This window comes from Paraburkholderia sartisoli, assembly GCF_900107685.1.
Classification (GTDB): Bacteria; Pseudomonadota; Gammaproteobacteria; order Burkholderiales; family Burkholderiaceae; genus Paraburkholderia; species Paraburkholderia sartisoli.
In genome coordinates this window covers 80,031-94,640 of record NZ_FNRQ01000006.1, presented here as the reverse complement: position 1 = coordinate 94,640, position 14,610 = coordinate 80,031, and the positions used below count along the sequence as shown (strand labels likewise).

Sequence of the window (14,610 nt, the reverse complement as noted above, 5' to 3'; positions counted from 1 at the left end):
CGCGCCTCCTAGAGCGTTTTCTGACGCTGCTTCTCGCGCCTGTGTACATAAAGAGCCGGCAGCAGGTTGGTGCTGAGCAGGCCACTCCAGACCAACCCGCCCAACGTGACGATGGCCAGGCCCTGTTCGGGAGCGGCGCCCTTGCCGAAGCCGAGGGCGGTCGGCAACAGGCCGAGCGAAGCGGTCAGGACCGTCAGGAGAATCGGCCTGAAGCGCACCTCGACCGCGTCGCGCACGGCGTCGACCACGGACAGTCCCTGCGCTTCGTTTCGCTTCACCAGTTGCAGCAGCACGATGCCATGGTTCAGGCTCACCCCGATCAGGGTGAGAAAGGCAATCAGGCCGATTGCATTCAGGCCAACCCCGCTCACCACCAGCGCGATCGCGCCTCCGGAGAACGCCAGCGGCATTTGCAGCAACAGCAGACCCGGCACCAGCAAGCCGTCGAACTGCAGCGTGAGGATACCGAGCATCAGCGCGAGTGCGACCACCGCCGCGATACCGACGTTAATTGCCGCCCGCTCGAGCTGCGGGTACAGGCCACCGAACTTCACTTCATAGCCCGCTGGCAGGGAAAGCGTCGCAAGCGCCTGTCTGGAAGCGGAAATCACCTGTCCGAGCGGGGCAGTTGGCGTCGCGAGTATCTCAATCGCGCGGAGTCCGTTCAGATGCCTGATGACGTTGGGTCCAGTCGCCATGCGGACATCGGCGACGTCGCTCAGGGTGGTCCATCCGTTAGCCATCACCGGAAGCTGCCGTAGCTGCTCGATGGACAGGTGTGTGGGGTCGGCCAGTCTGACAAACACATCCAGGTGGCCGTTGCCTTCGGGGACCGTGGCAACCGTTTGCCCGGCCAGCAGGATATGCAGCTGGGAGAAGAGCTGGGCAGGTGTGATGCCATGGAGCGTCAGGCCGTTCGGCCTCGGCGTGATCTGCAATTCGGTGATGGGATAGCCGTCGTTGTTGAACACGCCCGACAGGTTGGGCACGCTCGCGAGCCGACGCGTGACTTCCGACGAGAGCGACTGCAAGGTTGCGATGGAATCCCCGTACACGTCGACAACGAACGGCTGCGGCAAGCCCGACAGCGTTTCGCCGACGCGTTCCAGCGTCGGCGTGCCAATTGCGGTCTGCACGGCGGGCAGCTTCGATGCATCGAGAACCTGCTGGCCAATCTGGTCGAGGCTGCTCGCGTTCACATCCGGCTTCAGCGCAATCTGAATCTCGCCAGCGTAAGCCGGTTCAGTGTAAGACGTCCCGGACGCCGAGCCCACGCGTGAAAATACATGAGCGACCGGCCCGAGCCCGAGCAGTCGCTCGCTGATGCGGTCTGAGGCGTCCTCGGCGTCATGCAATGACGTGCCCGGCGGCAGGGTAAAGCTTTCAAGCAGCACGGCTTCGTTTGGCAACGGCAGAAAATCCACCGGAACCAGCGCGAGCCCGGCAACGGAGACCACGAAGATGGCGATGCACGCCCACAGCGAGCGCGTAGGGCGACGCAGGGTAAATTCGAACAGACGCAGGTTATGGCCTTTGAGCCACGCGACGGCATGCGCACCTGATGACATGCGCTTTTCGGCGCGAGGTCCGATGAATCCCAGTACCAGCGGAATCATGCTCAATGAAATGACGAGTGACGCGATCAGGCTCACCGTCATCGCCAGCGAAAACGGAACAAAGAACAATCCCGCCAGGCCACCCACGAACGCAAGCGGCAGAAACACCGCGACGGTCGTCATCGTCCCAGAAATGTCAGGCCCGGCAATGTCGCGCAAGCCACGCACCACGCCTTCCCACCGGCTGTCGCCGGCTTCCCATCGGTGGTAGATGCTTTCCAGCACGATGATGGCATCGTCGGCAAGCAGCCCCACGGCCACCGACAGGGCGCCGAACGTCAGTAAATTCAACGTTTGTCCGGCGAGGTACAGCCCGGCGATACCGAGTAGAAGCGAGAGGGGAATACTCAGGGCCACCGCCCATATTCCGCGGCTCGCGCCCAGCATCCAGAACAGGACCGCAACGGCAAGTACGGCGCCGATAGCGAGATTGCGGCTCAGGTCAGCGGCGACCACACCGACGATATGCCCCTGGCTGTAGATGCGCACGAAACGGGCGCCGCCGGGTAACTGGCGTTCCAGTTCATGCAGTGTCCTGTCGACCTCGTTGACAACCGGCAGTGTCGAAGCGCCCGGCTGCTTGAACACGACCAGCGCGATGGTCGGCCTGTTGTCGAGTTTGACGGCGTGGTGAGAGGGCGGAGCGGCACGGACCACGTCGGCGATCGCGCCTAGCGGGATGGCGCCACCGGGTGACGGCAGGGAGATGTCCGCGTATTCGGACGGTTGCGTCGGCAGGCTTCTTCCTTCAACGAAAATGTCTTGATGGCCCAGGTCGACATATCCGCTGGGCACCATGCCCGTGGCAGCGCCGAGCGACGCGGCGAGCGTCGACGCAGAGACATTAAAGCGTTGCATTTTCAGAAGGTCGGGGCGGACCCATAGGGCATCCTGGCCAGGCCCCGCCACCGACACGCGCTGCACGCCCGGAACCGCCCGGATGCGAGGAGCAAGATTCGATTCCACGACACGTTGCACCATTGACGCGTCCACCCCGTCAGGAATCTCGACGGCGTAGTCGGCAACCTCGTTGATCGCGTTGCCGGAGATTTCCGTGGTCAGGGTCGCGCCACCTGGCAGCGAACCGTTGATGCGGCCGATGACGCCATTGACGTCTTGCAGCGCGCTTGCCGCCGTGGTTCCTTCCGTGAATCGCGCTTCGATCTTGACGGAACCTTGGCCTATGACCGTCCGTACGTCGCCCAGCGACTGTAGCGACTGAAGTTCGGCCTCGATGGGCCGGGCTATCAGGCCCTCCAGGTCTAACGTCGTCGCACCGGGCAACTGGGCGATGATGCTCACCTGCGGCATGTTGAACTGCGGCAGGACTTCGGCGTGAATGTTGAGGAGCGCATAGATGCCATAGGCAATCAGCGCGCCGTACAGCATGACCCAGAGAAGCGGGCGTTTGACGATGTCGTTGAGCATGGTCTTGTCGGCAGGGACCATCAGTCGGCTTGCTGGTAGCGCACGGCAAAGTCCTGATGGAAGAGCAGATACGCGTCCTGCACTACAACCCGCTCATCCTGCGAGAGCCCCTGGACGATCGACGTCCAGCCCCGGTCAGAGAGTCCTGGAACGACGCGTCGCCTGTGGTTTCCGCTCTTGTCGCGCACCAGTACCCACCATTGGCCGCCATCGAGCACGAGCGCCGCGGACGGAATGGCGAGCCGTTTGTCGTCAGACGTGGTTAAAGACACTGTGCCGACCGTGCCCGTCACCAGCGCGTGCCCCGGTGCGGCATTGAGCCAGACTTCCAGTTGTCCGGGCGCGGTAACGCTCCACGACACGCGTTGTACAACCACATTGATGGGCGCGTCCGCGCCTTCGGCCAGAAAGACGCCCTGCATTCCGCCCGTGACCAGTGAGGCGTCGTTGCCATAGAAATTCGCGACCACATGAAGGCCACGCGACGGGGCCACGGTTACCAGTGCCTGTCCCGCACTCACATATTGACCATCGGCCGCATTGACCGCCGTCACGACACCCGGCTCGGGTACGCCGATCGCGATAGAGCGTGCGTAGCTCCGGATCGCCGACTGCGCAGCTGCGAGTTGCTGGCGTGCGGTGTCGAGTTCGGCGCGCATGCGAACGACGGCGTCGCGCGTGCTGAGTTGCTCATCGAGCTTTTGTTGTTCGATGGCGGCCGCCTGCGTTGCCGCGGACACCCGTATCCGCGCCGATTCCAGATCGGCCGCAAGGCGCGCGCTGTCGGTTGATACCGTGGGGCCGGTCAGATGCGCAACCGTCTGCCCGGGCCGCACGGTTTCGCCGGGCAGCACGCGCAGGCCGGAGACGATGCCCGCCACAGGCGCGCTCAACACGGTGTTGGACGCTGCCTGAACGTGCGCGGTCGCGGAGATGGTGGCCACAACGCGCTTCTGGACCGCAGGCATTGTCACGACGTCTTCGGCGAACGCACGATGACCGGCGACGGATGATGTGATGATGACGGCGGCGGCGAGGATGAACAGGCGTGCGGAATTCATGGTGAACCTGGTGAAGCGGCGGGTGGTCAATGGCGCTTACGCGATCGCGATATTCCTGCGGTTGCCGTTGAACGGTAAGCCCCGAGGCGTGGATGGCCGATGTGTCTCTGCCTCGCGTAACACTCATGTCCCGTTTCCGGCAGCGGCCTTTTTGCATGCGTCGCACATCCGGTCAACGCTAAAGCCAGCGCGACTCGCGCGAGTGCAATGGCGCGATATATCGCCGACGGGTTGTGGCAAGTCCGCTTTGCAACCTGCTATCGTAGGCATCATGGGTCACGATGAATATCCGACGCAAAAACGCATCGGATACTAATCCGCGAGACTTAGATTTGACTTAGCACGCTGCTTTCGATCCGGTGGGACGCATGAGAATTCTCCTCGTAGAAGACGACGAAATGATTGGCGCTGCCATCGTCCAGGCATTGAAGGACGCGGCGTATGCGGCCGATTGGGTGCGCGACGCAGAGTCGGCAACCGGGGCGTTGCTGGGACATGAGCATGACGTCGTGCTGCTGGACCTGAATCTGCCGAAGCGCGACGGCATTGACGTGCTTCGCTCGCTCAGGGCGGGGGGAAACAGGACGCCGGTGATTATTCTGACGGCGCGCGACAGTGTCCAGGACCGGATAGTCGGGCTGGATGCCGGCGCCGATGACTATCTTGTCAAGCCATTCGAAATCAGCGAATTACTTGCGCGACTTCGGGCGGTGACCCGCCGGCTCGGCGACCACGGCGATACCAGGATGACAGGCGGGCGTCTCACACTCGATGCGGCCACACACATGGCTCTGTATGAGAACAACGCGTGCCGGCTGACGAGTCGCGAGTTTGCGTTGTTGAGCGCGCTGTTGATGAAACCCGGGACGGTCCTGTCGCGAAGCGACCTGGAGCGAAAACTATATGCCTGGCAGGAACAGGTCGAGAGCAATGCCGTGGAGGTCCTGATTCACGGCATCCGCAAAAAACTCGGCGCGTCGGTTATCCGCAATGTACGAGGTGTGGGATGGTTGGTAGACAAGGAAAACAATCACGCTCTCTGACGTTGCAGCTGTCGGCGTGGATTGGCGGCGTGATTGTGGCCGTCGGCGTGCTTGCCTGCGGATTTTCATTCCTGTTCGCGTATCAGGAAGCAAGAGCGCTTCAGGATGGTCAACTGAAGCAGATCGCTGCGCTCATCGATAGCGGCGCGTTGACGTTTACAGGGTCCCGTCCATCGATTGAGAGCTCGCAGGACGCAGACGTCAAGGTGGTCATTGACCGGTTAAGCGATGCACCGTCAGGCGTTGCGCAGGTCGCCGGGCTGGTGATTCCGCAGGCGCTGGCTGACGGCTTTCATGATTTGAGCGGCGATGAACAACGCTGGCGCGTCAGCATACGAACGCTCCGAAGCGGCGGCCGCATCGCCGTGGCGGAACCCTCTGCGTTACGCGACGAAATAGCGCGGGACGGCGCGATGAGAACACTCGTGCCCATGCTCCTCCTGTTGCCGGGGCTGTTCATCGTCGTGGTGGTGATTGTCAGGACGAAGCTGGCACCGTTGACACGCCTTGCCGCCGTCGTGGACCGCCAGACCGACGCGACGGTCCAGCCGTTATCAGAGGAAGGTATCGCCGCGGAAGCACTGCCCTTTGTCCGGTCGATAAACAGCCTGATTGCACGACTCAAGGACGCCATCGGCCAGCAGCGCAGGTTTGTCGCCAGCGCAGCGCATGAGTTGCGTTCGCCACTGGCAGCCCTGTCCCTGCAAGCCGGAAATCTGGGTGTCGCCATTACGTCGCCGGACGCCCGGGAGCGGTTGCTGGCCCTTCAGGCAGGGTTGCGCCGCACCCACAGACTGGTGGAGCAACTGCTCGCTCTCGCGAGATCCGAACAGGCCGTGCTGGAGCAGCCGACGACCGTATCGCTACGAGCCCTCGCAACGGAGGCCATCAACGCCACGATTGGCATCGCTCGCGAGAAGGATATCGACCTTGGGTTCGAGCGCTTTGATGACGTCGACGCCGTTGTGGACGCGTCGTCAGTCATGGTGGTGCTGCGAAATCTGGTCGACAACGCGGTGCGCTATACGCCAGCCGGCGGCAGGGTGGATGTATCGGTCATTCACGCGGTGGACGAGGTGATCCTTGAGGTTGCCGATTCGGGTCCAGGCATTCCGGACGGCGAACTCGACCGTGTGCTGGAACCGTTCTACCGGCTGGACCATTCCGTTGCGTCGGGAAGTGGACTGGGTCTTTCCATCGTCTCGGAGATTGCACGCCGGACAGGGGGCCGGCTGGTACTCGAGAACATCGCAGGCGGATTTCGCGCGCGGTATTTTCAGCCGTTATATCCGAATCCGTGACTTCGGGATCTGCCTGAGCCCAGGTGTCCGGTATTCGCATCGCGCGGCACATGGCCCGCGGCAATCTGAATGGCGCCAGGCGACAGCGGGCGCGCGGACCATGGAGATGTCGATGGAACACGCATACGACCACTTGTTGCATCTGCTCGCCGGACACCCGGCATGGATGCTCGCGGTCGCTTTCCTGGCTGCGTTTCTCGAAGCGGTCGCCGTGATCGGAACCTTCATCCCGGGTAGCACCGCGATGTTCCTGGCCGGCGCGCTTGCTGGAACCGGGTCGTTAAACCTGGGAGCGCTGTTCGCATGCGCGATTGCTGGCGCGGTAACCGGGGACGGCATGAGCTACTGGCTCGGCAGCCGGTACAAGTCACAGATTGGCCAGTTGTGGCCGTTTCGGACGCACCCGCAAGTCTTTGAGGCCGCGCACGGATTTTTCGCGAAACACGGTCCGAAGAGCGTCGTGTTCGCCCGCTTCATCGGGCCGCTGCGAGCGATTGTGCCAGTGGTTGCGGGAACGTCGGGTATGACGCCGGTGCGGTTTTACACCATGAACATCCTGTCAGCGCTACTCTGGGCGCCCGCGCATATCCTGCCGGGCGTTATTTTCGGGGCCTCCGTCCAGGTGGCCGGCGCTGTTTCGTTTCGCCTCGTCATCATCATCGCGCTCCTGGCCGGAATCGTATGGCTGAGCTTTCGGGGCGCCCGATTCGTTCTCTCACACGCCAGTGCCTGGGCGAGTGCCGTGGGTCGCACTCTGGCGACCTGGGCCAGTCATCACGAAGGGCGGGCAGGTCGTCTTGCCCTGCAGCTACTGAATCCGGACCGGCCCGCTTCTGGCGCGATAGGGGTGGCGTCGGCCATTGTGCTTCTTTCCTGCTGGCTGTTCTTCGGCGTATTGGAGGACGTCATCAGCGGCGACCCACTCGTGCGGGTTGACGTATCCGTTTATCACTTTCTTCAATCTGTGCGCAGCCCGTGGGGCGACACGGTCCTCTCGGGCCTTGCCATGCCCGGCAGTGTCCCGACGCTGGCAGCGCTGGTCGCCACAGCGGCGCTGTGGATGGTGTGGGAACGCCGTTGGCGCACGTTGGGTTACTGGCTCGCTGCCGTTGTCTTTTCACAGCTGCTGATAGTCACCCTCCAGTTTGCAATCCATCGTGCTCCGCCCGATTCGCTTGCGTCCGGCGCGTATGTGTTCCCGAGCAATCACGTTGCCGCGGTGGTCGTTGTGTATGGTTTTCTTGCGTTTCTGCTTACGCGAAGAGTTGGCACCCTGGCTGGCGTGTTCGTCGTGGCGGCAAGTACCGTCGTCATGGTCAGCGTCAGCCTGTCCGGGCTTTACTTCGGTCGATTCTGGTTTTCCGATGCCATTGGAGGCGCGGCGCTTGCGTCGGTCTGGGTCGCTGTCGTGGCCTTTACCGCCGTGTTGCGCAGACCGGTGGTGCAGCCATCGCGTGGGTTCATGCCAGTTCTCATGCTGACGGTTGTGTGCGTTAGCGTGGCCATGCAACTTCACGTTGCGCCGCCCACACCGAAACCTGGCAGCGCACCGGGTAACGCACCGGTCATCGCGACGACCTCGCAATGGACCGATTCCCTGTGGCGGAGTTTGCCTTGTTACCGGTCAGACATGGAAGGTGACCGGAAGGAGCCTCTGGCAATTCAGTGGTCCGCGAATGTTGAGGAGATAGGAAGCCGCCTTCGAGCTCAAGGTTGGGTCGACGGAGCAAAGCTTTCTGCGCGCAGCCTGCTGTCCCTCGCGTCGCCCAGGGTTTCGGCGATGGCACTGCCGGTGCTGCCGGAACTGAACAACGGTGTGCCGTCTTTGCTGGTCTTCACGCATCCCGGCAGCACGCGCGACGAACGCGACGTGCTGCGTTTCTGGCCCACGGACCATGCAATTGAAGAGCAGGGCGCCGCGTCGGCGACGCCCGTCTGGTTGGGTTCGCTTGTGCATGAGCGGCTTTATCGTGCGTCCTGGCCAATCAACATGCTACGTGCCGTTGACCCGGCGACGTCGACTCTGGCCGGTCATGACCCGTTGTCCGCGCTTCGCGGGGTGACCATACTGGCGAAGAAGGATTGTCATGGCGTTCCAGTCACGCTACTGACGTCGCGCCCCGACTGAGGGGGCGGACAGCTGGCGAGCCAGTCGTCCTGACTTTTTCACTCGAAGTGACCTTCCCTGGACATTCGTGTGAACACGCCCTGGCCTGTTGTCAGCAACGCCGCCCCGCCCGCCCGCCAATCAGAATCAGACGATCCCGGTCGTGTAGTACACCGTGATCACGAAGAACACGGCCAGCGTCTTGATGACGGTGACCGCAAAAATATCGCGATACGACTGACGGTGCGTGAGGCCGGTCACCGCGAGCAGCGTGATCACGGCGCCGTTGTGCGGCAGCGTGTCCATGCCGCCGCTGGCCATGGCGACCACGCGGTGCAGCACTTCCATCGGGATATGCGCGGCGTCCGCGCCCTTGATGAACAGATCCGACATCGCGGCGAGCGCGATGCTCATGCCGCCGGACGCCGAACCGGTGATCCCCGCCAGCGAGCTGACCGACACCGCCGCGTTCACGAGCGGGTTCGGAATGCTCTTGAGTGCGTTGCTGACCACGAGGAACCCCGGCAGCGCGGCGATCACGCCGCCAAAGCCGTATTCCGAAGCCGTATTCAGCGAAGCCAGCAATGCGCCACCCACAGCAGCCTTGGTGCCGGTCGCGAAACGCTCGCGCACGCGGCCGAACGCCGTCAGCACGACGAGCAGGATGCCCAGCAGCAGCGCGCCTTCCACCGACCAGATCGCGACCACCGCCTTCACCGACGTCGTCACCGGCGCATGCACGCCCGGCAGGATTTCCGGCGCGACGGTGTAGCTCGCGCCATACCACTCGGGAATCATGCGCGTCAGCGCGAAATTCGCGACGCCCACGAGAACGAGCGGCGCGACGGCCAGCAGCGGATGCGGCAGCGACTTCGATTCCACGCGATCCGGCTCGTTCACGAGTTCGGTGCCGTAGCCTTCGCCCGTTGCCATCGCCGCGCGGCGACGCCATTCCAGATACGTGAGGCCGACCACGATGATGAAGACCGAGCCGATCACGCCGAGCCACGGCGCGGCCCACGAGGTGGTCTTGAAGAACGTCGTCGGGATGATGTTCTGGATCTGCGGCGTGCCCGGCAGCGAATCCATCGTGAACGAGAAGGCGCCCAGCGCGATCGCGCCCGGCATCAGCCGCTTCGGGATATTGCTCTGGCGATACAGTTCAGCGGCGAACGGGTACACCGCGAACACGACCACGAAGAGCGAAACGCCGCCGTACGTGAGCAGCGCGCACACCGCCACGATCACCGCATTCGCCCGCGAACGGCCGATGTAGCGAATCGCGGCGGCGACGATCGATTCGGAGAAGCCCGACAGCTCGATCACCTTGCCGAACACGGCGCCGAGCAGGAACACGGGGAAGTAGAGCTTGACGAAGCCGACCATCTTTTCCATGAAGATGCCGGAAAAAACCGGTGCGACGGCGGCGGGGTCGGTCAGCAGCACGGCGCCAAGCGCGGCGATCGGCGCGACGAGGATCACGCTGTAGCCGCGATAGGCGGCGAACATCAGAAACGCCAGTGCGGCGAGGACGATGACAAAGGACATTAAGTCTCCAGAACTGGTTTGTTGTGCGCACGCGCGTCGACGGCCTGACCGTGGATGCGGCGAGCCGGCGCTCGCGTACGCAGCTTTCGTGCCACCCGCCACCAGACGGCGTGGGCGCGACATCAGCGGCCCGCCGGCCAGCGCGCGGTGCGACCGATTGTACATAAAGTCTCGACTTCGAGACTTAAGGCGGCAATCCAGGATGCCGGGAATGCGGCGATACCCGAGCAGGCGGTCTTGCTGGTGATCTCGGCGTTGAGATATGCTGTCTACATATGGAGACAGCGGCATGCATAAAACAATACCAGGAGACAGCGACACCATGATGAACGACTGGGCAGGCCTGCCCGAGAACTACAGCGACGTCTTGCGAAGGGCGATGGATTCGCTCTTTCGCACGTTCGAAAATTTCAGCGAAGGGACGTTCATCGTCGACGCCGATGCGCGCGTCGTCTGGATCAACAAGCGTTACGCGGCGCGCTTCGGATTCTCCGATCCCCAGCAGGCGATCGGCCGCGATTGCGAAGCGGTGATCCCGAACAGCCTGATGCGCGACGTCGTCGCGACGGGCAAGCCGATCCTGCTCGATATCCTTGAAACCGACCGCGAGCCGCTCGTCGTGACCCGTCTGCCGCTGAAGGACGATGCGGGCGTGACCGTCGGCGCCGTCGGGTTTGCGCTCTTCGACGAACTCAAGGCGCTCACGCCGCTCTTTTCGCACTACTCGCGTGTCCAGCAGGAGCTGATCGCGACGCGTCAGTCGCTCGCGCAGGCGCGGCGCGCGAAATATACATTCGCGAGTTTCGTCGGCACGAGCGCGGCGAGCCTCGAGGTCAAGCGCCAGGCGCGGCGCGCGGCGCAGGTCGAGTCGCCGGTGCTGCTGCTCGGCGAGACGGGCACCGGCAAGGAACTGCTGGCGCATGCGATTCACGGCGCCTCCGCGCGGGCGAACAAGCCGCTGGTGACGGTGAACGTCGCGGCGATTCCGGATACGCTGCTCGAAGTCGAGTTCTTTGGCGCGGCGGCGGGCGCCTACACGGGCGCCGATCGCAAGGGCCGCGTCGGCAAGTTCGAACTCGCCGACGGCGGCACGCTCTTTCTCGGCGAAATCGGCGACATGCCGCTACCCTTGCAGGGCAAGCTGCTGCGTGTGCTGCAGGACAAGGAGTTCGAGCCGCTCGGCTCGAACCGGATCGTGCGCGCGGACGTGCGGATCATCGCGGCGACCTCGGTGGACCTGCCGGCGCTCGTCGCCGCCGGACGCTTTCGCGCGGACCTCTTTTACCGGCTCAACGTGCTGACGATTCAAGCACCGCCGCTGCGCGAACGCGCGTCGGATATCGAGGCGCTGGCGTACGCGATACTCGAGGACCTGTCGTTGAACGTGCCGGGCGCCCATTTCGAGGTGCAGGACGACGCGTTGCGCCTGTTGTCCGCGTACGCGTGGCCGGGCAACGTGCGCGAGCTGCACAACACGCTGGAGCGCGCGGTGATGCTGTCGGACAGCGAACGCATCGACGCCCGGGCGCTGGCGCCGTTCCTCGGACCGATGCGTGCGCCCGTGGCGGCGCGCGAAGCCGGCATCGACGTCACGGGTGCGGCCGGCTCCGGTTCCACGACCGCGACGGATGCGAAAAACGCAACCTGGACCGACGCGATGGCCGCGTTCGAACGACGGTTCCTGAGCGACGCGCTGCGTGCCAGCGGCGGCCGCGTGACGGAAACCGCGACGCGTATCGGCATGGGACGGGCGACGCTCTACAAGAAGATCGCCGCTTACGGTATCGAGGTGTGAGATGAAGCACGGGCGATTCGCTGCAATGCTGCTCGCGACGGGCCTCGCGTTCCAGGCACAGCACGCGTTCGCGCAGGCGGCTTCGGCGGCTTCGGCCGTATCTGGCGCGGGCGCATCATCGACGGTCGAGCGCAGGAACTGGTACAACGACCCGTTTTTCGCGCTGTCGCACGCGGTGGCGGACTGTCCGGTGCCGCTCGGTCCGCTGATGACGAAGGCGCAGATGGAAGACGACGCGCACTATCGCGTCGAGCGCGGGACGACGTGCTGGCTCGCGCACAAATGCACGAAGCCCAACTCCTACATGTACGACCCGGACATCGCCGCTGCGATTCGCGCGCGGTTCACCCCGCCGGAAGGACTCGACGGCACGAGCATCTGGATCACGGTGCAGCGTCGCTTCATCTATGCGGAAGGCTGCGCGCCGGCATCGTTCGATGCGGCCGCGTTGCAAAAGCGTCTCGAGGCGATTCCCGACGTCGAGCAGGTGTTCGTGCGCGTGACGGCCACACCGCGCGGCCCGCTGCCCTACAAGACGCTTGCGGCGCCCGACTGACGCAGCGCTCCGGTCGCGTGGCAGAATCACAGGACAGGCAGAACAAGAGATCAACCGGGGTTTTTCAATGAAACGCAATCGTCCATTCCGCGCGCCACCGCGCTTCGTCACACGCGCCCTGTCTGCCGCCGCTGCCGCCAGCGCGGGCGTGGCGTTCGCCGCGCTGGCGGGTTGCAGCAGCGCGGCGCCGCTGTTTTCTCCCGATGGCCTGCCCACCACGCAGGTCCAGTGTTCCGCGGCCGGCGGCGATGGCTGCGAGCAGCAGGCGCGCGGCATGTGCGGCGGCCCGTTCGAGATCGTGCGCCAGACCACCGCCGGCGGCGTGCGCAACCTGCTCTTCGCGTGCAAGAAGGCGGGCTGAATCGGGTCGTGGCCGGCTCGCGATGAACCTGCGGCTGGCCCACCGACCTACTGGCCGCCGCCGTTGCCGGGTAAATGCAGCAGCAGCCGGACCAGATCGGGTTGCCGGTTCGTCGCTGTCTTCTGATAGATCGCCTGCAACTGCTTGCGCACGGTGTCGTGCTGTACGCCGATGCGCGTGGCGATTTCCTTCGGCGACATGCCGCCCGCCAGAAAATGCGCGACGCGGCACTCGGCGGGCGTCAGATCGAACGCGGCGGCGAGCAGGTCTTCGTCGACGGGCGGCGCCGACGGCGGGTGATAGAAAATCAGCATCACGATTGCCCGCAGTCCGAACACGGCCGACACCTCGCCCGGCGCGATCAGGTTGTAGAACGCGTAGAGCGTGTCCTGCGGGAACGGGCTCGTGCTGTCCTGGATGCGCATCACGCGATAGCGCGCCGCATCCGCGTGGACGTCGGCGCTGGCGACACGCAGATGCGCTTCGGTCGTCGCGCAGTCTTCCAGAAAGCGTTGCTGGAACGGCGCGGGCAGCGTCACCTTGCGATTGTTCGTGCGCACCATCATCGTGGTCTGCAACAGGCGCTCGGCCGCGCCGTTGAGCCGCAGCACGTCGCCTTCCGTGCTCGCGAGAATGACCGGCTGCCGCCAGCGGTTGACCAGCGCGTGTCCAACCAGCGCATCCGTCGAGAACACGAAGCGCTGTATCTGAAATCTGGCCGCGCGTGCGAGGTGGGGCGTCAGGCGTTCGAGTATCGCGACCGCGTCCAGCGCGAATGGACCCTGGTCGACGGTTCTCAGACAGGCGAAAAAAACGGTAACCGTTTCATCGTCGACGAGTTTTACGCATGACGCATAACGGCGTCCACCGGGTAAAAGGAATTCCTGAAAGAAGCGGTTATTACGCACAAACTCCGCGTCAAAATGCTCGTGACAATGTAACCACTTGAGTACCGGTTGAGACCACAGCATCGAAAGCCGCGGATCAATCTGGTGATAACGGCGGATGTAACCGAGTTCACGGCCAGGAAGCAGATTGAAACCGTCGCTAAATGAAAGCGCATTGTGTTTTTTATCGAAACCAATGAGACGAATGGTTTTCGCGACAATGAGTTCGGCAAGTTCCGCGTAAAACAGGTGCCACGTTTCTGAATCCGTGACGGTGTCATATATCCGGTGTACCAGCTGGTCATACTGTTCTTCATCCAATTCCACTGCGCTCCCGTGTCGTCGCGGCCCTGGTGGCGGGTGGAATATTCAACCGGCCGTGCATTTCCGGTCTTTTCCGCAAATGTGGCGTATACGGTCCGATTAGCCGTCGTTAATCCTGGCGTCCCTTGTGGCAATTTCGCGCATGCGGCGGCATTTTTCCGTGCGGCGGCTAACGGATGAATGGAAGATTCCTGTCCTATAGTCTTCACCGATGTTCCATGGTATTGCCGTAACATGCGTTTTCTTCCTGCATTTTTTCAGACGACGCTTAACAGGGCGTGGGGAAGCAGAATTATCCTTTTGCGGGTACAACGCAAGGTTGCGGCGCTTTTCATGCAAAGAGAGCAGACCAGAAACAGCAATTCCGGGGAAAGCAATGAATCATCACCAACTCGAAAAAGATATTGAACATCTGGAACATGTAATCTCGCGACTTTCGGATCAGGATCGCATTCCGCTTTCGTACTGGCGTGACCGGATCGATCGCGTGCTGGGGGCGGAACTCGTGCCTTCGCAGGCAAGTCGCGTCAAGCGCCTGAATGAAGCGCTGCGCGCGCTGGAAACGCGCATGCAGATCAAATGA

Annotated in this window: 11 protein-coding genes; 7 read left to right on the top strand and 4 right to left on the bottom strand. The window is 63.2% G+C overall.

Annotated features, from left to right (window positions below):
- Positions 1-8: 8 nt before the first annotated feature.
- Together BLV45_RS18270 and BLV45_RS18265 are read right to left on the bottom strand one after the other, a co-directional pair.
- Positions 9-3,044 carry an efflux RND transporter permease subunit gene (locus tag BLV45_RS18270; RefSeq protein WP_090535678.1) on the bottom strand — a complete coding sequence of 1,012 codons (3,036 nt, stop codon included), beginning with the start codon at positions 3,042-3,044 and terminating at the stop codon, positions 9-11.
- A gap of 20 nt (positions 3,045-3,064) precedes the next feature.
- Positions 3,065-4,135: an efflux RND transporter periplasmic adaptor subunit gene (locus BLV45_RS18265; protein ID WP_143130445.1), complete on the bottom strand. Its 1,071-nt coding sequence runs from the start codon at positions 4,133-4,135 to the stop codon at positions 3,065-3,067.
- A gap of 338 nt (positions 4,136-4,473) precedes the next feature.
- Here BLV45_RS18265 and BLV45_RS18260 point away from each other — a divergent pair, with 338 nt between their 5' ends.
- The 3 genes from BLV45_RS18260 to BLV45_RS18250 all read left to right on the top strand — a co-directional run bounded on the left by BLV45_RS18260 (position 4,474) and on the right by BLV45_RS18250 (position 8,577).
- Positions 4,474-5,148, top strand: a complete 675-nt coding sequence (locus tag BLV45_RS18260) for a response regulator (RefSeq protein WP_090535375.1) — start codon at positions 4,474-4,476, stop codon at positions 5,146-5,148.
- On the top strand, positions 5,112-6,449 hold the full coding sequence (locus BLV45_RS18255; RefSeq protein WP_090535374.1) for an ATP-binding protein: 1,338 nt from the start codon (positions 5,112-5,114) through the stop codon (positions 6,447-6,449). Before BLV45_RS18260 ends, BLV45_RS18255 begins: the two co-directional genes overlap by 37 nt.
- 112 nt (positions 6,450-6,561) lie before the next feature.
- Positions 6,562-8,577, top strand: coding sequence for a bifunctional DedA family/phosphatase PAP2 family protein (locus BLV45_RS18250; protein ID WP_090535677.1), 2,016 nt, complete (start codon positions 6,562-6,564; stop codon positions 8,575-8,577).
- A gap of 126 nt (positions 8,578-8,703) precedes the next feature.
- Here BLV45_RS18250 and BLV45_RS18245 read toward each other — a convergent pair whose 3' ends face one another.
- Complete coding sequence (locus BLV45_RS18245) at positions 8,704-10,104, bottom strand: GntP family permease (protein ID WP_090535373.1); 1,401 nt, start codon at positions 10,102-10,104, stop codon at positions 8,704-8,706.
- A gap of 322 nt (positions 10,105-10,426) precedes the next feature.
- Between BLV45_RS18245 and BLV45_RS18240 the strand changes: the two genes are divergently transcribed.
- From BLV45_RS18240 to BLV45_RS18230, 3 genes are all read left to right on the top strand, one after another.
- Entirely contained in the window at positions 10,427-11,899 is a 1,473-nt protein-coding gene (locus BLV45_RS18240) for a sigma-54 interaction domain-containing protein (protein ID WP_090535372.1), read from the top strand.
- A 1-nt stretch (position 11,900) separates the two neighbouring features.
- Positions 11,901-12,455 carry a hypothetical protein gene (locus BLV45_RS18235; RefSeq protein ID WP_090535371.1) on the top strand — a complete coding sequence of 185 codons (555 nt, stop codon included), beginning with the start codon at positions 11,901-11,903 and terminating at the stop codon, positions 12,453-12,455.
- Between the two features lie 67 nt (positions 12,456-12,522).
- Positions 12,523-12,816 carry a hypothetical protein gene (locus BLV45_RS18230; RefSeq protein WP_245753381.1) on the top strand — a complete coding sequence of 98 codons (294 nt, stop codon included), beginning with the start codon at positions 12,523-12,525 and terminating at the stop codon, positions 12,814-12,816.
- 47 nt (positions 12,817-12,863) lie between these two features.
- Here BLV45_RS18230 and BLV45_RS18225 read toward each other — a convergent pair whose 3' ends face one another.
- Positions 12,864-14,030, bottom strand: coding sequence for a helix-turn-helix transcriptional regulator (locus BLV45_RS18225; protein ID WP_143130444.1), 1,167 nt, complete (start codon positions 14,028-14,030; stop codon positions 12,864-12,866).
- A gap of 373 nt (positions 14,031-14,403) precedes the next feature.
- Between BLV45_RS18225 and BLV45_RS18220 the strand changes: the two genes are divergently transcribed.
- Positions 14,404-14,610, top strand: coding sequence for a hypothetical protein (locus tag BLV45_RS18220; RefSeq protein ID WP_090535369.1), 207 nt, complete (start codon positions 14,404-14,406; stop codon positions 14,608-14,610).

What these genes read in the sequence shown, in the direction of transcription:
- BLV45_RS18260 (WP_090535375.1), top strand. Translation starts at nt 4,474, where the DNA reads ATGAGAATTCTCCTCGTAGAAGACGACGAAATGATTGGCGCTGCCATC.
- BLV45_RS18250 (WP_090535677.1), top strand. Translation starts at nt 6,562, where the DNA reads ATGGAACACGCATACGACCACTTGTTGCATCTGCTCGCCGGACACCCG.
- BLV45_RS18230 (WP_245753381.1), top strand. Translation starts at nt 12,523, where the DNA reads ATGAAACGCAATCGTCCATTCCGCGCGCCACCGCGCTTCGTCACACGC.
- BLV45_RS18255 (WP_090535374.1), top strand. Translation starts at nt 5,112, where the DNA reads ATGGTTGGTAGACAAGGAAAACAATCACGCTCTCTGACGTTGCAGCTG.
- BLV45_RS18235 (WP_090535371.1), top strand. Translation starts at nt 11,901, where the DNA reads ATGAAGCACGGGCGATTCGCTGCAATGCTGCTCGCGACGGGCCTCGCG.
- BLV45_RS18270 (WP_090535678.1), bottom strand. Translation starts at nt 3,044, where the DNA reads ATGCTCAACGACATCGTCAAACGCCCGCTTCTCTGGGTCATGCTGTAC.
- BLV45_RS18245 (WP_090535373.1), bottom strand. Translation starts at nt 10,104, where the DNA reads ATGTCCTTTGTCATCGTCCTCGCCGCACTGGCGTTTCTGATGTTCGCC.
- BLV45_RS18240 (WP_090535372.1), top strand. Translation starts at nt 10,427, where the DNA reads ATGATGAACGACTGGGCAGGCCTGCCCGAGAACTACAGCGACGTCTTG.
- BLV45_RS18220 (WP_090535369.1), top strand. Translation starts at nt 14,404, where the DNA reads ATGAATCATCACCAACTCGAAAAAGATATTGAACATCTGGAACATGTA.